The sequence below is a fragment of the Mycolicibacterium holsaticum DSM 44478 = JCM 12374 genome, from assembly GCF_019645835.1.
GTDB lineage: Bacteria > Actinomycetota > Actinomycetes > Mycobacteriales > Mycobacteriaceae > Mycobacterium > Mycobacterium holsaticum.
In genome coordinates this window covers 5,045,051-5,068,085 of record NZ_CP080998.1, presented here as the reverse complement: position 1 = coordinate 5,068,085, position 23,035 = coordinate 5,045,051, and the positions used below count along the sequence as shown (strand labels likewise).

Genomic DNA, 23,035 nt, shown 5'->3' with positions numbered 1-23,035 from the left:
TCCTAAGTTACTCAAGGGTAACTTAACGCATGTTACCGGCCGGTAGCTTTAGCTCAGGGCCAGTTCAAGCCGGGCTCATCGTTGCACCCCACGGGGAAAGAGCGCTACAAAGGTTTACCTAACTACGTCCTGGGGGCCGGTCGATCAGCCCTGCGGTGCCAGCATCGCCCGCAGCATCGAGAGCATCTCCGAGCGGGATTCGGCGCCGAGCCGGCGACGGATCCGGGCGACATGGTGCTCGACGGTCTTCGCGGAGATGAACAGTTGCGCGCCGATGTCGCGGTAGGGCATGCCCAGCAGCAACAGTTCGGCGACCTCACGTTCGCGGTCGGACAACCGGGTGGACACCGGCCGGGCCGGTGCGCCCGGGCGGGATTCGGCGCCGGCACCGACGTCTGCGCCCGGTGTGTCGCCGAGCGTCGCGGTCTGCTTGAGGTCGCGGGCGAGTTGCAACATCGCCCCGGAGACCCGGCCGTCGGGCGTCTGCAGCGCGGCCTGGCCGGCCAGCCGGGTGGCGTCCCAGGTCAGCCCGAACTGTGACAAGAGCCGCGCGGCGGCGGTGACGTCCTCGACGTCGACGGTGTTGGCGAGCACCCGTAGCCATGTCCGGCCCGCCCTGGCAAGCGCCCTGGCGAACGCGCTGTCGGGTCCGTCCGCCCGGCTGGCCGCGGTCAGCGCCTGCCCGTGCGGTGCCACCGCGTCCGGTGAGTTGGCGAGGATTCCGGCGTGCACGCCTGCCCAGTGCAGCGGCACCGACCACAGCGCCGGGTTGCCGAGCGATTCCAGCAGGCCGAATGCTTCGTCGAGGGTGTGTTGCAGCCGGTCGACCTGGCGCAACCGGGCCGCGGCCACCCACAACTCACCCAGTGGCAGCAGGCAGAACAGATCCACCGAGTACTCGGCGAGCACTTCCATGGCGGCGTACCAGTGTTTCTGCACCGCACCGCTGTCGCCGCTGCGACGGGCGATCGCGGTCTGCAGCGCCGCCGCCCACAGCGCGTCGCGGCGGTGCAACGCGGCGTCGGTGAGGACGGACGCGGCATCGGCGCCGGCCGCCGGCAGATGCCCGTCCTGCATCCGCGTCCACCCCAGCAGCAGCCGGTGCCGTGGCGCGACGAACGCCGCGTTGTCGGCACCGTCGAGCCCGGCCCGAACCGCGCGGGCGATGACGCTGCGGGCCCGCACCGGGTCGCCGCCGTGCAACGCCGTCAGCGTCAGCAGCGCGGCCGGGGTGTCGGGTGCGACGCCGGCCGGGGAGTGCTCGGCGGCGACAGCCTGGCCCAGCCGGGCGATGGTGGCCGGATAGGGCGCCTCCAACGACATCAACAGGCCCTCGGCGAGGTTGCGGGCCGCGCGCGCCGTCGACGTCGGCGGCCCGGCGCTTTCGGCGCTCAGCGCCGCACGTGCGGCGGGCAGGTCGCCCGCACCCAGCAAGACGATGGCACCGGCCGCGCTGACGAAGGTGTCCGGATACGGGCCGAGCCACCGGACCAGATCAGCGGCCTGCGCGGCGCTGCCGTCGTGCACGGCGATGCTGGCCGCGATCCGCACAGCCGCGGCACGTTCGGCCGCGTCCTCAGATCCCAGCAGCTCGTCGGCCAGCCGGCCCGCCGTCGTGCAGTCACCGGTCAACGCGAGGGCGTCGGCGAGCTGGGAGGTCAGCGTCGTCGCGCCCGCCGCTGCGGCCGCGCGGTAAAACCTTGCCGCCCTTGCTGGTTGGCTGATGTGGCGGGAAGCCAGCTCGGCCAGCGCGGTGGCGAGGCGTTCGTCGCGCAACCCGTGCTCGGCCAGTTGCAGCGCCAGATCGCCTGACAGCGTTGCGGATTCGAGCTGGGACAGCAGCAACGACACCTCGATGTCGTGGTGGCGCGCCGCGCCGATGATTTGTGCGATGCAGCGGTGCAGTGCGCGAAGGAAGGCCGGGCTGTGCGACGGCTCGATCAGCCCGGTGGCGCGGGCGCGGTCCACCAGGTGCTGTGCGTCATCGGCGTCGCGGCGTAACGTCGCCGCCACGTCGTCGGGGCCCAGGTCACGGCTCAGCGATGACACCAGCAGGGTGTCGAGCACCGGTTCGTCGACCCGGCGTAACCGCTCGATCAACGCGAACTTCGCCGCGTCGGCGATGCCGGCCGCGGGGGCCTCGCCGTCGGCGGCCACCGTGGCCGAGATCGCCGGGTAAAGCAGGAAGGGAAGCCCGGCCGTCGCCACCATCAGCGGACGCATCAGGTCTGAAGTCGGTGTGGTGCCGAGTATTTCGGTGGCGGCACGGGCCGCGTCGGCGGAACTCAGCGCGCTCAACGCGACGGCGGGGTTCTCCCGCTCGAGCGCGGTGGTCAACGTGCGCAGGGCCGGCCGGTGTGCCAGCGGTTCGGCCGCGACGACGACCGTGGCGTCGGGATCGGCCACGAGGTCGGTGAGCCGGTCGAGGTCGTCGTCGCCGAGCAGGTGCGCGTCGTCGATGACGACTGCGGCGCGCGGATCATCACCGTCGCGTGGCGCTCTGGTGAGCACCGGGACGTCGGCGGCGCGCAGGGCCGACCGGATGGCGGTGAGCACCGAACTCTTACCGGTGCCGATGCCTCCCCACACCAGAAGCTTGACCGGCGCGGTCGGTGCGGAGGCCAGCGCCGTGACGGCGGTCCGTGCGGTCGGCGGAATGTCGGTCAGTCGTTCCGGCGCCGGTCTGGCCATGAGGTCACGCCCCCGGCTCCGGCTCAGGCTCCGGTTCGGGCTCAGGCTCGGGTTCGGGCTCCGGTGCAGGCGGCGAGGTTGTTGTGACGGTCGTGCGGGTGGTCGTCGGCGGCGTGGTCGTGGTCGTCGGCGCCGTGGTCGTGGTGGTCGTGGTGGTCGTCGTCGTGGTGGTGGTGGTCGTGGTCGTCGGCGCCGTGGTCGTCGTGGTCGGTGGGGGAGGTGGCGGCACCACCGAGGTGGTCGGTTGGCCGTCGGTTCCGGTCACCGTGATGGTCTGGGGCGCAACGGTTGTCGGTGGGCCCTCCGGTGAGGGCCCGGTCTCGACCGTGGTTGCGGTCTCGGTGACCGGACCTGTGTCGCTGCTGGTGCTGGTCAACGTGACCGCGAGCCCGCCGACGGCCAGCAGCGCGGCCGCCGCCGCTGCGCCGAACAGAATCGGTGGGCGCTTGTACCAGGGCAGCGGCTCAGGTTCGGGTTCGAAGCCCTCCTCTTCGTGGGCGAACGCCATCGGCGGGCGGGCGCCGGTGGCGCCCTGGTCGAAGGTGTAGTCCTCGCCCGCGTACGGCACGGGTTCACCGGCGGGGGAGTCGTCCTGCGACCACGCGAGCGCGCGGAACGTCGCGGACGCGGCGCCGTCTGCCGCCGACTCGGTTGCGGCCACACCTGCTGCACCCGCGGCCCACGCCGCGGCGGCCATGCTCGTCGGCGCGTCCGCAGCGGCCGGTGCCATCCCGGTGGGTGCGTCCGCGGCAAGGCCACGGTCGGCAACCAGGGCCGCACCCGCGGCCACGTTGAGCTGAGACTGCGGGGTGGTGACCACCGGCGCGCGCAGTCGCTCCGACAGTTGCGCGGTGACCAGCGGAATGTTCGCACCGCCCCCGACGGTCGCAACGGCCGAGATACTCGCAGGCGCAATGTTTCTGCGCTGCAAGGTCTCCTCGATGGTGTCGAGCAGGCCGGCCAGCGGCGCCGCGATCAGCTGCTCGAGCTCGCTTCTGGTCACCCGCACGTCGGAGTTGAACCCGGGGAACTCGGCGGGCACCACGGTGGCCGTCTCCGCGGACAGCCGCTCCTTGGCCTTTCGCGCTTCGTCGCGCAGCCGGGCCAGCGAGCCGAGGCCCAGCGTCCCGGTGGGGTCGGCGTTGCCGGCCTCGGCGATGCCGGTCGTGACATGGTTGAGCAGCACCTGGTCGATCTGGTCGCCCGAGAAGTCCGGATAGCGCACGGTCTCGCCGACTGGGTCGAAATTCGACCCGGCGTCGGCCAGCGTGATGCTGGTGCCGCTGCCGCCCAGATCCACCAACACGATGACGCCGTCTGCGGGTAATCCGGGCGCGGCCTGCAGAGACGCCAGCGCGGCGATCGAATCGGGAATGAGCGCCGGGGGCACCCCGTCGGGCATGAGGCGCGGCTTGGTGCGCAATGCGCCACGCAATGCGCCGACGGTCGCCGGCCCCCAATGAGCGGGGACCGCGATCGCGATGGGGGCGCCGCCGCCGACGGTGCGCGCCATCGCGTCGAGCGCTTCGACGAGCACGTATTCGCCGCGGTGCGATGACCCGTCGGCCGCCACCAGCGGGACCGGGTCCCCGACCCGTTCGACGAAGCCGCTGAGCACCAGACCGGGCTGGTTGGAATCACGGGCGGGCAGGCCGACTTCGGCGGGACGGTCGTGGAAGAGGGTGAGGATGGAGCGACGCATCACCGGGGGTCGGCCAATGCGGGCCGCCACCAGGTTGGTCATCCCGATCGACAACCCGAGTGAGTCGCTCATCTTCACCTCTACGTTTGGCCGTGTTTCACGATAATGGTTGGGCGCGCCAAGCTACGGCACATCCCCTAGTGCGTCGAAAACCCCTAACGCCCATCCCCCTAATGCGGGATAGGTAGAGCTGGGTTCGGCACCGATCACCGGCGGGTTCGCCGTCGATAGCATCGGAATCAAGCCATAGACAGGCGTAAACCGTAGCGCTGTCACCGCATGTATATCTGCTTTGGGAAGGAGGGTGTTTCGTGGCCAACTCGCTGCTCGACTTTGTGATGTCGGTGCTACGTGATCCCGACACCGCTGCCCGGTTCGCCGCCGACCCCGATCAAGCGATTTCCGACGCCAACCTGACCAACGTGACCAGCGCTGACGTCCACGCGCTGATTCCGGTGGTCTCCGAGTCGATGTCGTCGTTGGTGACCGATGTGCCGACCGTGGCCGGCCTGGACGGCCTCGGTGAGGCCGCGACGAACGTCTGGGCCACCGGCGCGGCGACCGCTGCTTTCGACGCGTTCGGCGACGACGTACCGGTTTCGGTGGTGGACGACGCGCACGCATTGATCGTCGACCACGTGAACGTCGTCGACGAACCCGACGAGGCGCTGCACACCGGACTCGGCATGCTCGACGACGCAGACATGCCCGTGCCCGTCATCGACGACATCCCCGCCGACGAGGCGCACACCGAGAGCGATCCGGGTGACGCCATCGTCGACGTGACCCACGTCGACACCGACGCATCCGGGTTCGACATTTTCTGATCCTTCCCCCGTCAACTATCCGAACTGCGCGGCAGGTTTACTGCCGCGCAGTTCGTCGTTGTTCGGGCTGGTCAGCGCCATCCCCTACGGATCCCCTAATCCCCTAACGGCTGGCGTTGGGGTAGCCCCGGATGACGGGCAGCGGGGAGGGGTTTCGACCCCGTTCCGCGGGGGTCGTCCGCTCCATAACGTGGGTGTCAGTTCGCCGGACAGCCCGGTAACCCAGCTCCTCCGCAAGTGAAAGGACCGAAGAAATGACGAACGTAATCGACTGGATCCTCAACCTGTTCCGCGACCCGGTTCGGGCCCAGGAGTTCATCGCCGATCCCGCTCGGGCGATGTCCACCGCCGGCGTGCAGAACCTGACCGCCGCGCAGGTGCAGTCCGTGGCCGCCACCGTGGCGCCGGCCGCGGTCCTGCAGGGCGGCGGCGACCCGGTCGTCGGGCTGCAGCAGGCCGTCGCCCAGACCCACGGCATCGCGTTCGCGCCGCAGCGCCAGACCGACCTCTGGTCGAACAACGACACGCTCAGCCACAACGACACCCGCTTCCTGAGCCCCGAGACCGACGTCAACAACATCGCCGGCCACGACCAGCAGCAGGGTGCCGTCAACCTCGGCCTGGACTTCGGCGACATCACCTTCGGCGACAAGACCACCAACACCGCCGCCGACGGCGGAGTGGTCAACACCGGCACCGCGGGCGACATCGACGCCACCAACGTCGACGGTGACGGCAACGTGGTCGGCGACGACAACGAGAACGTCAACACCGGCGACATCGACGACTCCAACGTCAACATCGGTGAGGACAACGACATCGACGACAGCGGCGATCAGACCGCGGGCGGCGACATCATTTCCGACAACGACGGCCCCGTCATCAACGACGTCGACATGAGCGGCGGAAACGGCGGCGGTGCGGTCGGCGGGGACGGCGGCGGCGGGCTGATCGGCGTCGGCAACGACGGCGGCAACGCCACCGGCGGAGCCGGCGGCAGCGGTGGCGGCATCATCATCAACGACGCCGACACCACCAACGTCGACGGCAACCAGACCAACGTCGGAGACATCGACGGCTCGGTGTCCGGAGGTATCTCGGGCGGCGCGAGCGTCGAGGACAACTCGGTGGACAACTCCGTCGACAACTCGGTGGACAATTCCGGCCAGGACAACTCGGTGGACAACTCCACCGACAACTCCGGCCAGGTCAACACCGATGTCGATGTGAGCAACGACGTGGGCATCTTCTGACGCAACCGCATCGCGCAACTGGCGGGGATCAAAAACTGATCCCCGCCAGTTGGCGCATCTACCGTTAGCAGACAGCGCTTTCGACAAGAGGAACCCATGACGGAACCGAAAGACCCGGCCAAACCGGCCACGGCCGGCGGGCCGGTCAAACAGGCCACGGCCGGCGGGCCGGCCAAACAGGCCACGGCCGGCGGGCCGGCCAAACCAGCCACGGCCGGCGGGCGGGCCAAACAGGTGAAGGTCATCGTCGAGCTGATCGATCACACCAGCAAGATCGCCGACGCGCACGAGCGCAATGACCTGGTCGAGCGGCTGTCCCGGGCCAAGATGCGGGTCACCGACCCGCAGATCCGGGTGGTGGTCGCCGGTCAGCTCAAACAGGGCAAGAGCCAGCTGTTGAACTCGCTGCTCAATGTGCCGGTGGCCCGCGTCGGCGACGACGAGAGCACGGTGCTGCCGACGGTGGTGACGTACGGCGAGGCGGCGTCGGCGAAAATCATTGTGGCGCGCGGCGAAGGCGAAGAGCCCGACGCGATCGACATCACGATGGCCGACATCAAAACCGATCTGCGCCGCGCGCCGCAAGCCGGTGGCCGGCAGGTGCTGCGGGTCGAGGTCACCGCGGCCAGCCCGCTGTTGAAGAACGGGTTGTCGTTCGTGGACACGCCCGGCGTCGGCGGTCACGGTCAGCCGCACCTGTCGGCGACCCTGGGTCTGCTGCCCGACGCCGACGCGGTGCTGATGTGCAGCGACACCAGCCAGGAGTTCACCGAGCCGGAGATGACCTTCATGCGGCAGGCGTTCGAAATCTGCCCGCTGGCAACGATCATCGCTACCAAGACCGATCTCTACCCGCATTGGCGTCAGATCGTCGAGGCCAACAAGGCCCATCTGCAAAATGCCGGCCTGGACATCCCGATGATCCCGTCCTCGTCACTGCTGCGCAGCCACGCCATCGCGCTCAACGACAAAGAGCTCAACGCGGAGTCGAACTTTCCCGCCATCGTGAAGTTCCTCACCGAACAGGTGCTGGCGCAGCAGAACGACCGGATTGGCAATTTGGTTATCAACGAGGTTCGTTCTGCCGCAGAGCATCTCACGATGGCGGTGGAGACCGAGCTGGCGGCGCTGAACGATCCCGAGACGCGCGAACGGCTCAAAGACGAACTCGAGCAACGCAAACAGGAAGCCCAGGACGCGCTGCAGCAGACCGCGCTGTGGCAGCAGGTGCTCAACGACGGGATCTCGGACCTGACCGCCGACGTCGACCACGACCTGCGCGGCCGGTTCCGGGTGATCAGCCAACACATCGAGAAGGTGATCGACAACTGCGATCCCACCCACCACTGGGCCGAGATCGGCGCCGAATTGGAGGAAGCGGTGGCTACCGCGGTGGGCGACAACTTCGTGTGGGCCTATCAGCGCGCCGAGGTGCTGGCCGCCGAGGTCGCGCGCACGTTTGTGGAGGCCGGTCTCGAGGCCGTCAAGATGCCGCAGATCGACCCCAGCCAGATGGGCGCGAGCCTCGGTGAGATCAAATCGTTGGCCAATCTCGAAGCCAAGCCGGTCGGCAAGGGCCGCAAGGTCACCATGGGCATGCAGGGCTCCTACGGTGGCGTGCTGATGTTCGGGATGATGACGTCGTTCGCCGGTTTGGGCATGTTCAACCCGCTGTCCATCGGGGCCGGGCTGCTGATGGGGCGCACCGCCTACAAGGAGAACATGGAGAACCGCATGATGCGGGTGCGCAACGAAGCCAAGCTGAACACCCGCCGGTTCATCGACGACACCCAGTTCGTGGTCAGCAAGGAATCACGGGATCGCCTCAAGGGCATCCAGCGCCAGTTGCGTGACCACTACCGCGGCATCGCCAACCAGACCACCCGATCGCTCAACGAGTCGCTGCAGGCCACCATCGCCTCGGCCAAGCTCGAAGAAACCGAGCGCAACAACCGGATCCGCGAACTCGAGCGCCAACTCAACATCCTGCGGCAGGTGAGCGATCACGCCCAGCCGAGCGACCAGTCATGACACCCGAACTCGTCCGCGGCGTGTCATAACCGGCCACTGGACGCGCTGGTGCCCGCGGTGCCTAAGCTGGTTCTTCCGGCCTTTACCGAGCGGGAGGACGTCGAGGTAGCGCGAGATGAGCACGAGCGATCGAGTGCGCGCGATCCTGGGCGGAACCATCCAGGCCTACCGCGCCGATCCCGCTTACCGTCAGCGCCCCGATGTGCACAACGAACTGGACCGCATCGGCCGCCGGCTCAACCAGCCGATCCGCATCGCGCTGGCCGGGACCCTGAAGGCCGGTAAGTCCACCCTGGTGAATGCCCTTGTCGGAGAGGACATTGCACCCACCGACGCCACAGAGGCCACCCGCATCGTCACGTGGTTCCGGCACGGGCCGACACCGAAAGTGACGGCTAATCACGTCGGCGGACGGCGGTCCAATGTGCCGATCGGTCGTGACCCGGCAGCGGGCGGCCTCACATTCGACTTCGCCACGCTCGACCCCGAGGACATCGTGGACCTCGACGTGGAGTGGCCGGCCGCCGAACTGATCGACACCACGATCATCGACACCCCCGGCACGTCGTCGCTGAACCGCGACGTCTCCGAGCGCACGCTGCGGCTGCTGGTGCCCGACGACGGCGTGCCTCGTGTCGACGCCGTGGTGTTTCTGCTGCGCACCCTGAACGCGCCAGACATCGCGCTGCTCAAGCAGATCGGCGAGTTGGTCGGCGGATCGGCGGGAGCGCTCGGGGTGATCGGAGTGGTATCGCGCGCCGACGAGATCGGCGCCGGACGCATCGACGCGATGCTGTCGGCCAAGGACGTCGCAGCCCGCTTCACCAGCGAGATGGACAGGACCGGGATCTGTCAGGCGGTGGTGCCGGTGTCGGGTCTGCTCGCGCTCACCGCCCGCACGCTGCGGCAGGGCGAGTTCGTCGCGCTGGAGAAGTTGGCCGCGGTGGACGCCACCGAGTTGACCAAGGCGATGCTGTCGGTGGACCGGTTCGTGCGCGAGGACAGTGCACTGCCGGTCGACGCCGCCACCCGGGCTGCGCTGCTGGACCGGTTCGGGATGTTCGGGATCAGGATCTCGATCGCGGTATTGCGCGCCGGTGTCACCGATTCCATGGCGCTGGCCGACGAGCTGCTGGAACGTAGCGGCCTGGTGGCGCTGCGCGACGTCATCGATCAACAGTTCGCGCAACGATCCGATCTGCTCAAGGCGCACACCGCGCTGCTGTCGCTGCGACAGTTCGTGCAGAACCACCCGATCTACGCGACGCCGTACATCATCGCCGACATCGACCCGTTACTGGCCGACACCCACGCCTTCGAAGAGCTGCGCTTGTTGTCCCAGTTACATTCGCGGCCAACGACATTGAATGATGACGAAATGGCGTCGCTGCGCCGCATCATCGGCGGCTCGGGCACCGACGCCGCCAGCAGACTCGGCCTGCAGCCCGAGGCGCCCTACGACGGGCCGAGGGCGGCGTTCGCGGCAGCGCAGCGGTGGCGCCGGCGGGCCGATCATCCGCTCAACGACCCGTTCACCACGCGGGCGTGCCGTGCGGCGGTGCGCAGCGCGGAGGCGTTGGTGGCCGAATACGCCGCGCGCGGTCGCTGACCCTCCGCGCGGTCAGGGCGGGAGATCAGCTGAAATCCCGCCCTCACCGCTGAATAAATGGGCCTACCGCCGCTGGACTCAGCCCTCGCCCTCGGGCGGAACGGTGACGGTCTCGGTCACCGTCTCGGTGCTCGTGCTGACGCTGGTGGTCGGTTCGGTGGTGGTCGTGGTGGTCGTGGTGGTGGGCGCTGTGGTCGTCGTGGTGGTGGTGGTGGTGGTGGGCGGCGCGGTGGTGGTGGGAGTCACTGTCTCCGTGACGGTTTCGCGCGACGGCACCGTCGTGACGACCGACCGTGATGTTGTGGTGAGCGGGGTCAACGTTTCGGAGTCCGTCGGCTCGTCACCACCGGTGATCAACTGGGCCAGACCCCACACGATAAGCGCGATCAGCACCGCGCCGAGCGCACCGAACGCGACCAGCGCGGCGGGTTTGCGATACCACGGCGTCGGCTCCTCGGGCGGGGTGCCGTAGAACTCCGTCGGTGAGTCGTCGGGGTAATTCGGATCGTCGGGGGGTCCGTATCGCGCCACGGGCACCGATAGTAGGCGCTCAGGGCCGCGGATAGAGCGTGCGCGTCACATTCGTGCGCGGTTGGCGACGGGTGGTGCGCTCGGTCGTGGTCTCTTCGTCCTCGGTTTCGGTGCTCGACTCTGCGCTGGAGGTGGTCTCGGTTTCGGCGGTGGTTTCCGACGTCGACGTGGTCTCGATTGCCGACAGGTCAGTCGTCTGCGGCGGGCTCGTGGTGGTGATCGTCGGGGTGGTGGTGGACGTGGTGGCCGTTTGACGCGCGGGCGCCGAATAGGTGGGCTCAACGAAGTCGAGCGGGGCTTGGTCGGGCTCGCTGGACTGGCGGGCGAGCACGGAGACGGCGAGCACCAGAACGGCGATCACGGCTAGGCCGATCATGCTCGCCCCGACCACCGCGGGCGTTCGGTTGTGCCACGGTTGCCCGTCGTCGCGATCGTCGTCCCGGCGGGTCACGGCACGCATCGTAGCCGCGGGGCATTCGTTAGCGCGCGTTCAGCGCAACGCGGGGACGACCTCGCGGGCGAAGAACTCCAGATGGTCGAGGTCGGACATGTCGAGAAGTTGCAGGTAGACCCGCTGGATACCGGCGTCGGTGTAGGCCGCGAGCTTGTCGGCGATCTCGGCGGGCGTACCCACCAGGGGAGAGTTGCTGCGCAGCTCGTCGACGTCGCGGTCGATCGCCGCGGCCCGCCGGGCGATCTCGGGCTCGTCGCGGCCCGCGCAGACGACGAACGCCGCCGAGAAGACCATTGACTCAGCGGAGCGACCGGCCGCCGTCAACGCCGCGCCGACCCGGCTGACCTGGGTCTTGGCCACGTCAAGGGAAACGAACGGCACGTTGAACTCGGCGGCGAACCGCGCGGCCAGCGCCGGTGTGCGCTTGGCGCCGGTGCCGCCGATGATGATCGGCGGGTGTGGTGACTGCGCGGGTTTGGGCAGCGCCGGCGAGTTCGTCACGGTGTAGTGGGCGCCGGAGTAGTCGAACGTGCCGCCGTGCGGTGTGGTCCACATCCCGGTGAGGATGTCCAGCTGTTCGGTGAGCCGGTCGAACCGCTCGCCCACAGGCGGGAACGGGATCGCGTAGCCGGCGTGCTCAGACGGGAACCAGCCCGCGCCGATTCCCAGTTCGACCCGTCCGCTGCTCATTTCGTCGACCTGGGCGACCGAAACCGCCAGCGGGCCCGGGTAGCGGAACGTCGCCGAAGTGACCAAGGTGCCCAGCCGGATCGCCGACGTCTCACGCGCGATGCCGCCCAGCGTGACCCAGGAATCGGTCGGGCCGGGCAAACCATCGCCGCTCATCGCGAGGTAGTGGTCCGACCTGAAGAACGCCGAGTAGCCAAGTTGCTCGGAGGCGCGGGCGACGGCGAGTTGGTCAGCGTAGGAGGCGCCCTGTTGCGGTTCGACGAACACCCGAAAATTCGACAGAGAGTTCACACGCACCAGCGTAGGGCCACGTAGTGGCGCAGCTCACCTCCATGCCCGATTTGATAACGATTCGATAACGCTCACGCCCCGGTCGCGGACGCAACCCGGCCCGATGTTTGCGCAGGGTTGCGGGGTGAACTCGAGGTTTTGACCGCCGATCGGGCCGGTCGGCGCGCTTGATCGGCTAGTGAGCCTGGCTTACGGTCGGCACACCGATGAACTGAACTGACGATGGTCGACAACTGCTCGGTGGTGACTGCTAACTGGTTATGTCCGCTCTCAATCGTGCCCCGCAATCGTGGGCTGGTGCCCTGCGCTCGCCGACGGCCGCAGACGCGCTCGCAATGCACCGCTTAGTTGCTGCGACCGGTGTGCTGGACCTCAATTCGTCGTATGCCTACCTGTTGTTGGCGACCGATTTCGCCGACACCTCGATCGTGGCGGAGCGCGACGGCAAACTCTGCGGGCTCATCACCGGCTATCACCCGCCGGCCCGCCCCGATGTGCTGTTCGTCTGGCAGGTGGCCGTTTCCGACGCCGCGCGCGGGCAGGGTCTGGCCAGTGCGATGCTCGATGCGCTGGTGCGCCGCGTCCGTCAGGACCGCTGTGGACACCCCGTCACCGTGGAGACCACGGTTGCCCCGAGCAATGCGGCATCACGGGCGTTCTTCGGGGCGTTCGCCCGGCGCCACGGGGTGCCGCTGGCCGAAAGCCCACACTTCAGCTCCGCACTCCTTGCTGCCGACGGGGAGCACGAAGACGAGCCGCTGCTACGCATCGGCCCGATCACGGCATCTTTAACCGCATGAAATGTCCGAAACCGTAAACTGATTGATCGAAACTGAGGATTGACTGCATGTCGCTGGCGATACTGACCCCCCTGTCCGAATCCGAGCTTCCCGAGGTCTACACCTCGGTGGAATCCGAAGTGCGCAGTTACTGTCGTGGTTGGCCCGCAGTGATGGAGAGCGCCCAGGGGTCCTGGGTCACCGATACGTCGGGTCGGCGGTATCTGGACTTCTTCGCCGGCGCAGGTGCGCTGAACTACGGGCACAACAACCCCGAACTCAAGAAACCCCTTCTGGAATACCTCGCGGGGGACGGGATCGTGCACTCCCTGGATATCGCCACGTCCGCGAAGACGGAGTTCCTGCAGACGTTCGAACAGGTGATCCTCAAGCCGCGTGGCCTGGACTACAAGGTGCAGTTCCCTGGACCGACCGGAGCCAACTCTGTTGAGGCGGCGCTGAAGCTGGCCAGGAAGGTGACCGGGCGCGAGTCGATCATCAGCTTCACCAACGCGTTTCACGGTATGACGCTGGGCGCCCTTTCGGTGACCGGCAACTCGATGAAACGTGCGGGCGCGGGCATTCCCCTGGTGCACGCCACCCCGATGCCGTACGACAACTACTTCGACGGCGTCACCGAGGATTTCCACTGGTTCGAACGGGTTCTCGACGACTCCGGGAGCGGGCTCAACCGGCCGGCCGCGGTGATCGTCGAAACCGTGCAGGGTGAAGGCGGGCTCAACGTCGCCCGCATCGAGTGGCTGCAGGCGCTGGAGAAGCTGTGCCACAAGCGCGACATCCTGCTGATCGTCGACGACGTTCAGATGGGTTGCGGGCGAACGGGTCCGTTCTTCAGCTTCGAAGAGGCCGGTATCGTGCCCGACATCGTGACGCTGTCGAAGTCGATCAGCGGGTACGGGTTGCCGATGGCGCTGACGTTGTTCCGTCGCGATCTGGACGTCTGGGCGCCCGGGGAGCACAACGGCACCTTCCGGGGCCACAACCCCGCGTTCGTCACCGCCACCCATGCCCTCAAGAACTATTGGCAGAGCGGGGATTTCACCGACGACACGGTGCGTAAGGGTGAATTCATGCGGGCTCGTCTCGAGGAGATCGCCGCCGCGCACGACGGCGTCTCCGCGCGGGGACGCGGAATGGCGCAGGGCCTGAAGTTCGAGTCCACCGAGTTGGCCTCGCAGGTCTGCCGCGCCGCATTCGACCGGGGCGCGCTGATGGAGACCAGCGGCCCCTCGGACGAGGTCGTGAAACTCCTTCCACCACTTACTATTTCGCAAGACGAACTCGAGAGCGGCCTTGACATTCTCGCCGAGGCTGTCACCGCGACGGTCTCCTGATAGGAAGTGTTCGATCCATGATTGTGCGTACCACCGCCGAGATCACCGGCACCGAACGCGACGTCTCCGACGGCGCGTGGAGGTCCAAGCGGATCATCCTGGCCGGTGACGGTGTCGGCTTCTCGTTCCACGAGACCACCATCGACGCGAACTCGGTCAGCGAGTTCCACTACCAGCACCATGTCGAGGCCGTCTGGGTGGTCGAAGGCAGCGGCTCGCTGACCAACCTCGAGACCGGCGAGAAATACCGGCTCGGCCCGGGAACCATGTACCTGCTCGACGGTCACGAACGGCACCGGGTCACCTGCGACGAGCAACTCAGAATGCTGTGCGTCTTCAACCCGCCGGTGACCGGGACCGAAGTCCACGACGAAACCGGCGCTTATCCGCCGCCGCAGATAGCATGAGCGCCGTCACGATGCCCCGCGTGCACGACCCCTATCCGACCCGGCTTGGCCACGCGGTCGCGCCGATTCCCCGTTCCGAGCCGACCGTGTGGGGCGGTCCGCACGACGGCCCGCTCAGCGCGGCCACCTTGGACGCTTACGCGCAGGCGGGCTACATGATTCGGCCCGGCACCCTTGGCGCAAACTGGCTACCGCCGCTGCGCCAAGAGCTCGAGCGCATCGGCGCCGAGCTCGACCGCGACGACCCGCGGGTGATCCACGAACCCGGCGGCAGCATCCGGTCGGTGTTCGAGCCGCACCTGATCAGCGACCTCGTCGCCGAGGTGGTCGGGCTGGAGACCGTGATACCGATAGCGCGGCAGGTACTCGGCAGCGAGGTCTACATTCATCAGGCCCGGATCAACTTCATGCCCGGGTTCACCGGCACCGGGTTCTACTGGCATTCGGACTTCGAAACCTGGCACGCCGAGGACGGCATGCCCGCCATGCGCGCTGTTTCGTGTTCGATCGCGTTGACCGACAACTTCCCCTACAACGGCCCGCTGATGGTCATGCCGGGATCGCATCAGGTGTTCTACCCGTGCGTCGGTGCCACCCCCGACAACCACCACACCTCTTCGCTGGTCCGGCAGGAAACCGGTGTGCCCGATCAGGACACCCTGACCAAGGCCGCCGCCGAATACGGCATCGACCAGCTGACCGGGGCTGCCGGCACGGCGATCTGGTTCGACTCGAACCTGCTGCACGGCTCCGGGTCGAACATCACGCCGCTGCCGCGGTCGAACATCTTCCTGGTGTTCAACTCGACGGAGAACGCGCTCGCCGATCCGTTCGCCGCGGCGCGCCCGCGGCCGGAGTACCTGGCGGCGCGCAGCGCCGAGCCGTTCGGGCTGCACCCGCCCGCGGTGCGTTAACCCCCGGCGTTTCGTCAGGCCCAGCGCACCATTTCCCGCCCCGGGTGGGCGTCGTGCCACGCCTGGATCGCGGCATCCCACTGGTCACCGTCCAGCGATGTCAGCGCCGCCGGGAAAAGCCCGTCCTCTTCTTTCCTGGTGTGCTCGAAGAGGTGTTCCACCGCGTCGCGGATGGCCTGCTGGCCCTCGGCGCCGGCGATGTCGACCGTGGCCAGCAGCGCCTCGAGTTCGCGGTGCTCGCGGACAAGGGGTTCGATGTGCTGTGCGAACAGGTCGTCGGTGGACATCATGACCGCAAACAGACCGGTCTCCTCACCGCGGAAGTGTGATCGCAGTTCCTCCGCCATGGCGGCCAGTCGGTCCCGCGCGGTCGGCAGGTCGCCGCGGTTGATCGCGCGGACTGCCTCGCCGCCGAGGTTGAGCACGTGGGCGTGCTCGCTGATGTAGTCACGGATCAGCGGCATGTCCCGGCACCCGCAGTATTGGCACATTCCTCAATGCTAGGGAAACGCCCAGGAAATACGCCCTTCTGCTGGCCAGCCGGACCTTTTGGGACCCCCGGGGAACAAACCGGCGCGGGCCGCCGTTGACCCTTTCGATACTTGAGTGGCTTAGGCTCAAGTCTGGTTTGACAGGATAGGATTCGTCGGAGCAGTCTTGAGTGCGGTGCACTCACACACCTAGTAGGACTATTTCAGGAGGCAAAGCTATGGCTCGTGCGGTCGGAATCGACCTCGGGACCACCAACTCCGTCGTGGCGGTACTGGAGGGTGGCGACCCCGTCGTCGTCGCGAACTCCGAGGGCTCCCGCACCACGCCGTCCGTCGTCGCGTTCGCTCGCAACGGCGAGGTGCTGGTCGGCCAGCCCGCCAAGAACCAGGCGGTGACCAACGTCGACCGGACCATCAGGTCGGTTAAGCGCCATATGGGCTCCGACTGGTCCGTCGAGATCGACGGCAAGCACTACACCGCCCCGGAGATCAGCGCGCGTGTGCTGATGAAGCTCAAGCGCGACGCCGAGGCCTACCTCGGCGAGGACATCACCGACGCGGTGATCACCGTTCCCGCCTACTTCAACGACGCCCAGCGTCAAGCCACCAAGGACGCCGGCCAGATCGCCGGCCTCAACGTCTTGCGCATCGTCAACGAGCCCACCGCCGCGGCGCTGGCCTACGGGCTGGACAAGGGGCAGAGTGAGCAGACCATCCTGGTCTTCGACCTCGGTGGCGGCACCTTCGACGTTTCGCTGCTGGAAATCGGCGAGGGCGTCGTCGAGGTACGCGCCACCAGCGGCGACAACCACCTCGGTGGCGACGACTGGGACGACCGCATCGTCGAATGGCTCGTCGAGAAGTTCAAGGGCACCTCCGGCATCGACCTGACCAAGGACAAGATGGCGATGCAACGGCTGCGGGAGGCCGCGGAGAAGGCCAAGATCGAGCTGAGCTCAAGCCAGCAGACGTCGATCAACCTGCCCTACATCACCGTTGACGCGGACAAGAACCCGCTGTTCCTCGACGAACAGCTCAGCCGCGCCGAGTTCCAGCGCATCACCCAGGATCTGCTGGACCGGGCCCGCAAGCCGTTCCAGTCGGTGATCAAGGACGCCGGCATCTCGGTGTCCGACATCGACCACGTCGTGCTGGTCGGCGGTTCGACCCGGATGCCCGCGGTCTCGGATCTGGTCAAGGAGATGACCGGCGGTAAAGAGCCCAACAAGGGCGTCAACCCCGACGAGGTTGTCGCGGTGGGTGCTGCACTGCAGGCCGGTGTGCTCAAGGGTGAGGTGAAAGACGTTCTGCTGCTGGATGTTACGCCGCTCTCACTTGGTATTGAAACCAAGGGTGGCGTGATGACCAAGCTGATCGAGCGCAACACCACGATCCCGACCAAGCGGTCGGAGACGTTCACCACCGCCGACGACAACCAGCCGTCGGTGCAGATCCAGGTGTATCAGGGTGAGCGTGAGATCGCCGCGCACAACAAGCTGCTCGGCAGCTTCGAGTTGACCGGTATCCCGCCCGCTCCGCGCGGCGTGCCCCAGATCGAGGTGACGTTCGACATCGACGCCAACGGCATCGTGCACGTCACCGCCAAGGACAAGGGCACCGGCAAGGAGAACACCATCCGCATCCAGGAGGGGTCGGGCATCTCCAAGGAGGAGATCGACCGGATGGTCAAGGATGCCGAAGCGCACGCCGAGGAGGACCGTCAGCGGCGTGAGGAGGCCGACGTTCGCAACCAGGCCGAGTCGCTGGTGTACCAGACGGAGAAGTTCGTCGCTGAACAGCGTGAAGCTCGCGAGTCGGGAGGTGGATCGGCGGTCCCCGAGGAAACCTTGAGCAAGGTCGACGGCGCGATCGCCGACGCGAAGAAGGCGCTGGAAGGCACCGATATCGCCGCGATCAAGTCCGCGATGGAAAAGCTCGGCGTCGAAAGCCAGGCACTCGGCCAGGCGATCTACGAGGCGACCCAGGCCGAACAGGCCGCAGGCGGCGGTGCCGCCGACGGTGGCGCCGCGGGTTCGTCCGCCGATGACGTAGTGGACGCCGAGGTTGTCGACGATGATCAGGAGAACAAGTGAGCCAGAACGATTCGCACGAGCCGGTGACCGTCACCGACAAGCGGCGTATCGACCCCGACACTGGCGAAGTCCGTGAACAGGCGACCGGGCCGGCCCGCAGCGGGCCGGCGCCGGAAGCCGGGGGTTCGTCGGAGGAAGTCACCGAGCTGAAGTCAACTCTGCAGCGCGTCAAGGCCGAGTACGACAACTACCGGAAGCGCACGTTGCGTGACCAAACGGTCATCGCTGAGCGGTCCAAGGCCACCGTCCTCACCGAGTTGTTGCCGGTGCTCGACGACCTGGACCGGGCGCGCAGCCACGGTGATCTGGAGTCCGGCCCGTTCAAGGCGGTCGCTGACAAGCTGACCAGCATCCTTGACGGCCTTGGCCTTTCGGCATTCGGTGACGAGGGCGAGGACTTCGACCCCGAGCTGCACGAGGCCGTCCAGCATGAGGGCGACGGCACACATCCCGTCGTGGGAACTGTGATGCGCCGCGGCTACAAGGTGGGCGATTTCGTGTTGCGGCACGCCATGGTGGGTGTCGTCGACACGGTGCCCGATTCGGCCGACACGTCGGATAACGGCGACGAATCGACCGAGGAAGCCGCAGAATCCTAATAACGACTAGGCAAATGGTGAGGAGGTGACGCGATATGGCCCAGCGTGAATGGGTCGAGAAGGACTTCTACTCCGAGCTCGGCGTCTCCTCCGACGCCAGCGAACAGGAGATCAAGCGGGCGGCGCGCAAGCTGCTCGCCGAGAACCATCCCGACCGCAACCCGGGCAACACCGCGGCCGAGGACCGGTACAAGGCCGTCTCCGAAGCCAAGGAAGTGTTGACGGATCCGGCCAAGCGGAAGGAATACGACGAGACCCGACGGCTTTTCGCCAACGGTGGATTCGGTCGTGGCAGGTTCGGTGGCGGCGGGGGCGGGTTCGGTGGATATAACTCCGACGGCGTCGAGTTCAACCTGAACGATCTGTTCGATGCTGCCGGCCAGACCGGTGGCGCGAACATCGGCGACCTGTTCGGCGGGCTGTTCGGACGCGGAGCCCAACAGGCCCGGCCGAGCCGGCCGCGGCGCGGCAACGACCTGGAGACCGAGACGGAGCTGTCGTTTCTCGAGGCCACCAAGGGCGTCGCGATGCCGTTGCGCCTCACCAGCCCCGCGCCGTGCACGAATTGCCATGGCAGCGGCGCGCGTCCGGGCACCAGCCCGAAAGTCTGCCCGAACTGCAACGGCTCCGGTGTGATCAGCCGCAACCAGGGCGCGTTCGGGTTCTCCGAACCGTGTACCGAATGCCGGGGCAGCGGCTCGATCATCGAGCACCCGTGCCAGGAGTGCAAGGGCACCGGCGTCACCACCCGCACCCGCACGATCAACGTGCGGATCCCGCCGGGCGTCGAAGACGGCCAGCGGATCCGGTTGGCCGGACAGGGTGAAGCGGGGCTGCGCGGCGCACCGTCGGGCGACCTGTATGTGACCGTGCATGTGCGCCCGGACAAGGTGTTCGGCCGCAAGGGCGATGACCTGACCGTCACCGTTCCGGTGAGCTTCCACGAGTTGGCGCTGGGCACAACACTTTCCGTGCCGACATTGGAAGGCAAGGTCGGGGTGCGGGTGCCCAAGGGGACCTCCGACGGGCGCATCCTTCGGGTGCGTGGACGCGGGGTGCCGAAGCGGTCGGGTGGCCACGGCGACCTGCTCGTCACCGTCAAGGTGGCGGTGCCGCCGAACCTTGAAGGTGAGGCCGTCGAGGCGTTGGAGGCGTACGCAAAGGCCGAGCGCGCCAGCGGCTTTGACCCGCGGGCGGGATGGGCAGGTGCGTGATGGCGGCGAAGCGTTCCAGCAGCCAAGCCCGCACGTTCCTGATCTCGGTCGCGGCCGAGTTGGCGGGTATGCACGCGCAGACGCTGCGCACCTATGACCGGCTGGGCCTGGTGCGTCCGCAGCGGACCGCCGGCGGCGGCAGGCGTTACTCCCAGCATGACGTTGATCTGCTGCGGGAAGTGCAGCGGCTGTCGCAGGACGAGGGTGTCAACCTTGCGGGGATCAAACGCATCATCGAGCTGACCAACCAGGTCGAGGCGCTGCAGGCCCGGATCAAGGAGTTGACCCGCGAGATCGATGATCTACGGGCGCAGCCCAGGGCCAAGAGCACCGCGCTGGTGGTGTGGCAGCCGCGCAACCAGCGTTAGGGGCGGGAGTGTCAATGCCTGCGGCACGCGTTGCCGTTGGTTAACCGGGCAATGGCTTCAAGCACCTGCCGACCCACCGAGGATTGGTACTCGCGCAGGTACTTCTCCCGGCGGGGGTCATCGTCGGCCAGCTGATGAGTGAACGGATGTGGGGTTTTCCAGACCGCCTCCTGCGCCGCCGCACCCACAGCAACCTCGAAGTCGGTCCTGTTCATTGCTCCCACATCGCGTGACATGACGGTTCGATACCCACAATTGTGCGAAACGGAACGGCGTTATGCAATTACCCTAATTATCGCCTGCGTTATTTCGGTTGATGTCGTCTAGCGCGCCGCGTTCCGGCTTGGCCACGGGGGATCGCCTCTCCGCGTGGCCACTTTAGTCACCAAATAGCCTGAGTCACAGCAACTATGACGGCACACCTTGATGTAAATGTTGATCTCTTGGACCCTGGGGCGTTGACTGAGCACGCTCGGTAGCTGGAGTGCCAATCGACCGCATCCGCCCCGAAATACTCGGGATCCAGCGTAATAACCGCGCGGTTTCCCGGGATGCGCCGGACAGAGCTACCTAAATTCTGGCTTTTTACGATCGGTTCCAGTTACCAAGTAGCGCCCGGATCGCATGCCGCTGCCCGCAGTCACGTGCCTGGATCGGACCGCTACAACGTGAAGAGGAAGTCAAGGATGTCGATCAGGGTGAGGAGGAGGATGGGCGGTTCCGTTGCTTGGCCGTCGCCGCCGTCGGTGAGGATGCTTCCCCCGTTCCCGCCGATGCCACCCTGCCCGGCGGTGCGGGGCCCGAAAGCTCTGGCGTCGCCGCCAGCCCCGCCAAAGCCGGGTACGCCGAGGAGATTCGAGGTGTCGCCACCCACACCACCGTTGCCGCCGATGGCTGCCCCCGGAATATCTGTCACGTCTGGGTGCAGCAGGTTGTACGCATCGCCACCTTTGCCGCCGCTGCCGCCGAAGGCGGTTCCGTCGCCGCCGTTGCCGCCTGCGCCACCGATGGCCCGAGCGGGGTCGCCGGAGGTGCCCAGAAGATATGCGAGAACGTTGATAACGGTGCTTATGGGGTCGTACTCGATGTTGATCGCGATGCCGCCGTCGCCGCCTGTTCCGCCTGTGCCCGTCAGCGGGTTCAGACCGTTGCCGCCATCTCCACCGGTGCCGCCCGTGATGGATCCGGGCACCAGGAGTCCTGGGACCCAGAGGACGAGTCGGTAACCCAAATTGAGGCTGAGAACCTGACCGCCGTTGCCGCCGTTGCCGCCGTTATCGCCGTCGCCGCCCCGACCGCCGTTGCCGCCGTCACCGCTGAGGAACCCGCCGTTACCGCCGTCACCGCCCCGACCGCCATTCCCGCGGGTGAGCGCTCCCTCGCCACCGTCGCCGCCGCGTCCGCCGTTGCCGCCCTTGCCGATTAAGAACGCGTGGCCGCCATTGCCGCCGTGGCCGCCGGAGCTACCGTTGACGCCCAAACCTAAGAGGGTGCCGCCGGACGCCCCGTCGCCTCCGTTGCCGCCGTTGCCGATGAACCCCGCGGCGCCACCGTTGCCGCCGTTCTCACCGGAGCCGGCGGGCGGAGAGTAGCCGTCGCCCCCATTGCCGAACAACCAACCGCCGGGCTTGCCGTCCGGGCTGTCCGCGGTCCCGTCGGCACCGTGACCGATGATCTGCCGCCCTCGCCATTCGTTCGTGAACCACGCGGTGGCGACTTCCTCAAGACTCAGGTAGATCGGGATATCGAGGATGGTTATCGGCGCCACCACGGCCTGGAACTGGGCGAGGAGCGAAGCGGCCACGGTAGGGAAGGTGAGGAGGAAGTCGAATTCGCCGGCCATCGGGGTGATCTCGGCGGCCGCCCCGATCAAGCCGCCCGAGTCGTCTGCTGCGGCAACCAGCTTTTCACCCACCGACGGGGTGAGTGAGACCCCATACGGAGAAAGCCATTTCTCGCTGAGAGTGGCCAAATCGACGGTAGTGGTCGTCGGTTCCGAGGTGCTCGGCGAGACGGTCTCCTCGGGAGGGTCGTCCTCTTTCGTGGCGACTTCGGGTGCGGACCCGTCCTCTGCTGAAGGCTCTGTTGCGTCGTCGTCGGCGATGACGACTTCGTCAGGGGGTACTTCGCCCTCAACCGGGTCGTCGTCTGAGGGTGGTTCTTCGTCTACCGGGTCGTCGTCTGCGGGTGGTTCTTCGTCTACCGGGTCGTCGTCTGCGGGTGCTTCGTCCTCTAGGTCTTCTAGCGGTTCCTCTTCTTCGAGGTCCTCGTCTACCGGTTCTTCCTCGGCGATGTCCTCGTCGTCTTGGGCTGCAACGTCGTCCGCGTCGGTGGGGTCCAAGCTGCTGTCGGCATCGTCAATGGTGGAGTCGTCGAAACCTGCGGCGCCGACGGCGTTACGCGTCACGCCGGTAGTGTCACGGCTGTCTGTGGTGTCGCGATCTGCGGTGCTCTGTCCGTCAGATTTGCTGTTGCTGGCCGACGGGGAATCGTTGCTTGGGGTGTCGGCGTGCGCGACTCCGGCGCCGGCGGCCATCCCGGCGCATACCCCGACGGCGATCGCTCCTGTGCCGAGCCAGAGCGCGACTTCACTCTGACGTTGCTGCTCACGGTGGCGACCAGCGCGACGTTTTGCTCTACTCTTGGCACCCTTTGCCACAGAGTGTCTGGCGGCCATCCGCGACACTCTACCGGCTACCTGCGTCCGCAGCCTATGGTTTCGAGTCTTTATTGACG

Annotated in this window: 20 protein-coding genes; 12 read left to right on the top strand and 8 right to left on the bottom strand. The window is 67.2% G+C overall.

The genetic code is table 11. The features are described from left to right. Positions 1–144: 144 nt before the first annotated feature. Both iniR and K3U96_RS24290 read right to left on the bottom strand, forming a co-directional pair. Positions 145–2,691, bottom strand: a complete 2,547-nt coding sequence (gene iniR / locus K3U96_RS24295; protein ID WP_220691345.1) for an isoniazid response ATPase/transcriptional regulator IniR — start codon at positions 2,689–2,691, stop codon at positions 145–147. A gap of 4 nt (positions 2,692–2,695) precedes the next feature. Then, the gene (locus tag K3U96_RS24290; protein ID WP_220691344.1) at positions 2,696–4,465 is read right to left on the bottom strand and encodes an Hsp70 family protein; all 1,770 of its coding nucleotides are present in this window, start codon (positions 4,463–4,465) and stop codon (positions 2,696–2,698) included. 239 nt (positions 4,466–4,704) lie between these two features. Here K3U96_RS24290 and K3U96_RS24285 point away from each other — a divergent pair, with 239 nt between their 5' ends. From K3U96_RS24285 to K3U96_RS24270, 4 genes are all read left to right on the top strand, one after another. Beyond that, positions 4,705–5,220 carry an Rv0340 family IniB-related protein gene (locus K3U96_RS24285; protein ID WP_220691343.1) on the top strand — a complete coding sequence of 172 codons (516 nt, stop codon included), beginning with the start codon at positions 4,705–4,707 and terminating at the stop codon, positions 5,218–5,220. Positions 5,221–5,474: 254 nt separating this feature from the next. After that, positions 5,475–6,473 carry an IniB N-terminal domain-containing protein gene (locus K3U96_RS24280; protein WP_220691342.1) on the top strand — a complete coding sequence of 333 codons (999 nt, stop codon included), beginning with the start codon at positions 5,475–5,477 and terminating at the stop codon, positions 6,471–6,473. 96 nt (positions 6,474–6,569) lie between these two features. Beyond that, positions 6,570–8,504, top strand: coding sequence for a dynamin family protein (locus K3U96_RS24275; RefSeq protein WP_220691341.1), 1,935 nt, complete (start codon positions 6,570–6,572; stop codon positions 8,502–8,504). 115 nt (positions 8,505–8,619) lie between these two features. Next, the gene (locus K3U96_RS24270) at positions 8,620–10,113 is read left to right on the top strand and encodes a dynamin family protein (RefSeq protein WP_069404603.1); all 1,494 of its coding nucleotides are present in this window, start codon (positions 8,620–8,622) and stop codon (positions 10,111–10,113) included. Between the two features lie 78 nt (positions 10,114–10,191). Here K3U96_RS24270 and K3U96_RS24265 read toward each other — a convergent pair whose 3' ends face one another. From K3U96_RS24265 to K3U96_RS24255, 3 genes are read right to left on the bottom strand one after another with little or no spacing between them, the layout of a single operon-like run. Further along, a complete protein-coding gene (locus K3U96_RS24265; protein ID WP_220691340.1) occupies positions 10,192–10,644 on the bottom strand; it encodes a hypothetical protein in 453 nt (150 codons plus the stop codon). Positions 10,645–10,663: 19 nt separating this feature from the next. After that, positions 10,664–11,104 carry a hypothetical protein gene (locus tag K3U96_RS24260; RefSeq protein ID WP_069404605.1) on the bottom strand — a complete coding sequence of 147 codons (441 nt, stop codon included), beginning with the start codon at positions 11,102–11,104 and terminating at the stop codon, positions 10,664–10,666. Between the two features lie 30 nt (positions 11,105–11,134). Next, positions 11,135–12,079 carry an LLM class F420-dependent oxidoreductase gene (locus tag K3U96_RS24255; protein ID WP_220691339.1) on the bottom strand — a complete coding sequence of 315 codons (945 nt, stop codon included), beginning with the start codon at positions 12,077–12,079 and terminating at the stop codon, positions 11,135–11,137. Positions 12,080–12,339: 260 nt separating this feature from the next. On the opposite strand from K3U96_RS24255, the gene ectA reads away from it, so the two are divergent. The 4 genes from ectA to thpD are packed head-to-tail and all read left to right on the top strand — an operon-like array spanning position 12,340 to position 15,534. Beyond that, entirely contained in the window at positions 12,340–12,879 is a 540-nt protein-coding gene (ectA, locus tag K3U96_RS24250; RefSeq protein WP_069404606.1) for a diaminobutyrate acetyltransferase, read from the top strand. A gap of 47 nt (positions 12,880–12,926) precedes the next feature. Next, positions 12,927–14,213, top strand: a complete 1,287-nt coding sequence (gene ectB, locus K3U96_RS24245; protein WP_220691338.1) for a diaminobutyrate--2-oxoglutarate transaminase — start codon at positions 12,927–12,929, stop codon at positions 14,211–14,213. A 17-nt stretch (positions 14,214–14,230) separates the two neighbouring features. Further along, positions 14,231–14,620, top strand: a complete 390-nt coding sequence (locus K3U96_RS24240) for an ectoine synthase (protein WP_069404608.1) — start codon at positions 14,231–14,233, stop codon at positions 14,618–14,620. Then, positions 14,617–15,534, top strand: coding sequence for an ectoine hydroxylase (thpD, locus tag K3U96_RS24235; RefSeq protein WP_220691337.1), 918 nt, complete (start codon positions 14,617–14,619; stop codon positions 15,532–15,534). The genes K3U96_RS24240 and thpD overlap by 4 nt, the downstream gene beginning before the upstream one ends. 14 nt (positions 15,535–15,548) lie before the next feature. Here thpD and K3U96_RS24230 read toward each other — a convergent pair whose 3' ends face one another. After that, positions 15,549–15,998 carry a hemerythrin domain-containing protein gene (locus K3U96_RS24230; protein WP_220691336.1) on the bottom strand — a complete coding sequence of 150 codons (450 nt, stop codon included), beginning with the start codon at positions 15,996–15,998 and terminating at the stop codon, positions 15,549–15,551. A 245-nt stretch (positions 15,999–16,243) separates the two neighbouring features. On the opposite strand from K3U96_RS24230, the gene dnaK reads away from it, so the two are divergent. Genes dnaK through K3U96_RS24210 form a run of 4 tightly spaced genes read left to right on the top strand, consistent with a single transcriptional unit; the run spans position 16,244 to position 20,299 of the window. Further along, a complete protein-coding gene (dnaK, locus tag K3U96_RS24225) occupies positions 16,244–18,118 on the top strand; it encodes a molecular chaperone DnaK (RefSeq protein WP_220691335.1) in 1,875 nt (624 codons plus the stop codon). Next, the gene (gene grpE, locus K3U96_RS24220) at positions 18,115–18,717 is read left to right on the top strand and encodes a nucleotide exchange factor GrpE (protein ID WP_069404612.1); all 603 of its coding nucleotides are present in this window, start codon (positions 18,115–18,117) and stop codon (positions 18,715–18,717) included. The genes dnaK and grpE overlap by 4 nt, the downstream gene beginning before the upstream one ends. A gap of 35 nt (positions 18,718–18,752) precedes the next feature. Beyond that, entirely contained in the window at positions 18,753–19,931 is a 1,179-nt protein-coding gene (gene dnaJ / locus K3U96_RS24215; protein ID WP_069404613.1) for a molecular chaperone DnaJ, read from the top strand. Then, entirely contained in the window at positions 19,931–20,299 is a 369-nt protein-coding gene (locus K3U96_RS24210; protein ID WP_220691334.1) for a heat shock protein transcriptional repressor HspR, read from the top strand. The genes dnaJ and K3U96_RS24210 overlap by 1 nt, the downstream gene beginning before the upstream one ends. Before the next feature lie 11 nt (positions 20,300–20,310). On the opposite strand, the gene K3U96_RS24205 is transcribed toward K3U96_RS24210, so the two are convergent. Together K3U96_RS24205 and K3U96_RS27085 are read right to left on the bottom strand one after the other, a co-directional pair. Beyond that, on the bottom strand, positions 20,311–20,514 hold the full coding sequence (locus K3U96_RS24205; RefSeq protein WP_220691333.1) for a hypothetical protein: 204 nt from the start codon (positions 20,512–20,514) through the stop codon (positions 20,311–20,313). A gap of 446 nt (positions 20,515–20,960) precedes the next feature. Beyond that, positions 20,961–22,976 (bottom strand): PGRS repeat-containing protein, encoded by a 2,016-nt coding sequence (locus K3U96_RS27085; protein ID WP_220691332.1) that lies wholly within the window; start codon positions 22,974–22,976, stop codon positions 20,961–20,963. Positions 22,977–23,035 lie beyond the last annotated feature (59 nt).

What these genes read in the sequence shown, in the direction of transcription:
- iniR (WP_220691345.1), bottom strand. Translation starts at nt 2,691, where the DNA reads ATGGCCAGACCGGCGCCGGAACGACTGACCGACATTCCGCCGACCGCA.
- K3U96_RS24290 (WP_220691344.1), bottom strand. Translation starts at nt 4,465, where the DNA reads ATGAGCGACTCACTCGGGTTGTCGATCGGGATGACCAACCTGGTGGCG.
- K3U96_RS24280 (WP_220691342.1), top strand. Translation starts at nt 5,475, where the DNA reads ATGACGAACGTAATCGACTGGATCCTCAACCTGTTCCGCGACCCGGTT.
- K3U96_RS24275 (WP_220691341.1), top strand. Translation starts at nt 6,570, where the DNA reads ATGACGGAACCGAAAGACCCGGCCAAACCGGCCACGGCCGGCGGGCCG.
- K3U96_RS24270 (WP_069404603.1), top strand. Translation starts at nt 8,620, where the DNA reads ATGAGCACGAGCGATCGAGTGCGCGCGATCCTGGGCGGAACCATCCAG.
- K3U96_RS24260 (WP_069404605.1), bottom strand. Translation starts at nt 11,104, where the DNA reads ATGCGTGCCGTGACCCGCCGGGACGACGATCGCGACGACGGGCAACCG.
- ectA (WP_069404606.1), top strand. Translation starts at nt 12,340, where the DNA reads ATGTCCGCTCTCAATCGTGCCCCGCAATCGTGGGCTGGTGCCCTGCGC.
- ectB (WP_220691338.1), top strand. Translation starts at nt 12,927, where the DNA reads ATGTCGCTGGCGATACTGACCCCCCTGTCCGAATCCGAGCTTCCCGAG.
- K3U96_RS24240 (WP_069404608.1), top strand. Translation starts at nt 14,231, where the DNA reads ATGATTGTGCGTACCACCGCCGAGATCACCGGCACCGAACGCGACGTC.
- thpD (WP_220691337.1), top strand. Translation starts at nt 14,617, where the DNA reads ATGAGCGCCGTCACGATGCCCCGCGTGCACGACCCCTATCCGACCCGG.
- K3U96_RS24230 (WP_220691336.1), bottom strand. Translation starts at nt 15,998, where the DNA reads ATGCCGCTGATCCGTGACTACATCAGCGAGCACGCCCACGTGCTCAAC.
- dnaK (WP_220691335.1), top strand. Translation starts at nt 16,244, where the DNA reads ATGGCTCGTGCGGTCGGAATCGACCTCGGGACCACCAACTCCGTCGTG.
- dnaJ (WP_069404613.1), top strand. Translation starts at nt 18,753, where the DNA reads ATGGCCCAGCGTGAATGGGTCGAGAAGGACTTCTACTCCGAGCTCGGC.
- K3U96_RS24210 (WP_220691334.1), top strand. Translation starts at nt 19,931, where the DNA reads ATGGCGGCGAAGCGTTCCAGCAGCCAAGCCCGCACGTTCCTGATCTCG.
- K3U96_RS24205 (WP_220691333.1), bottom strand. Translation starts at nt 20,514, where the DNA reads ATGAACAGGACCGACTTCGAGGTTGCTGTGGGTGCGGCGGCGCAGGAG.
- K3U96_RS27085 (WP_220691332.1), bottom strand. Translation starts at nt 22,976, where the DNA reads ATGGCCGCCAGACACTCTGTGGCAAAGGGTGCCAAGAGTAGAGCAAAA.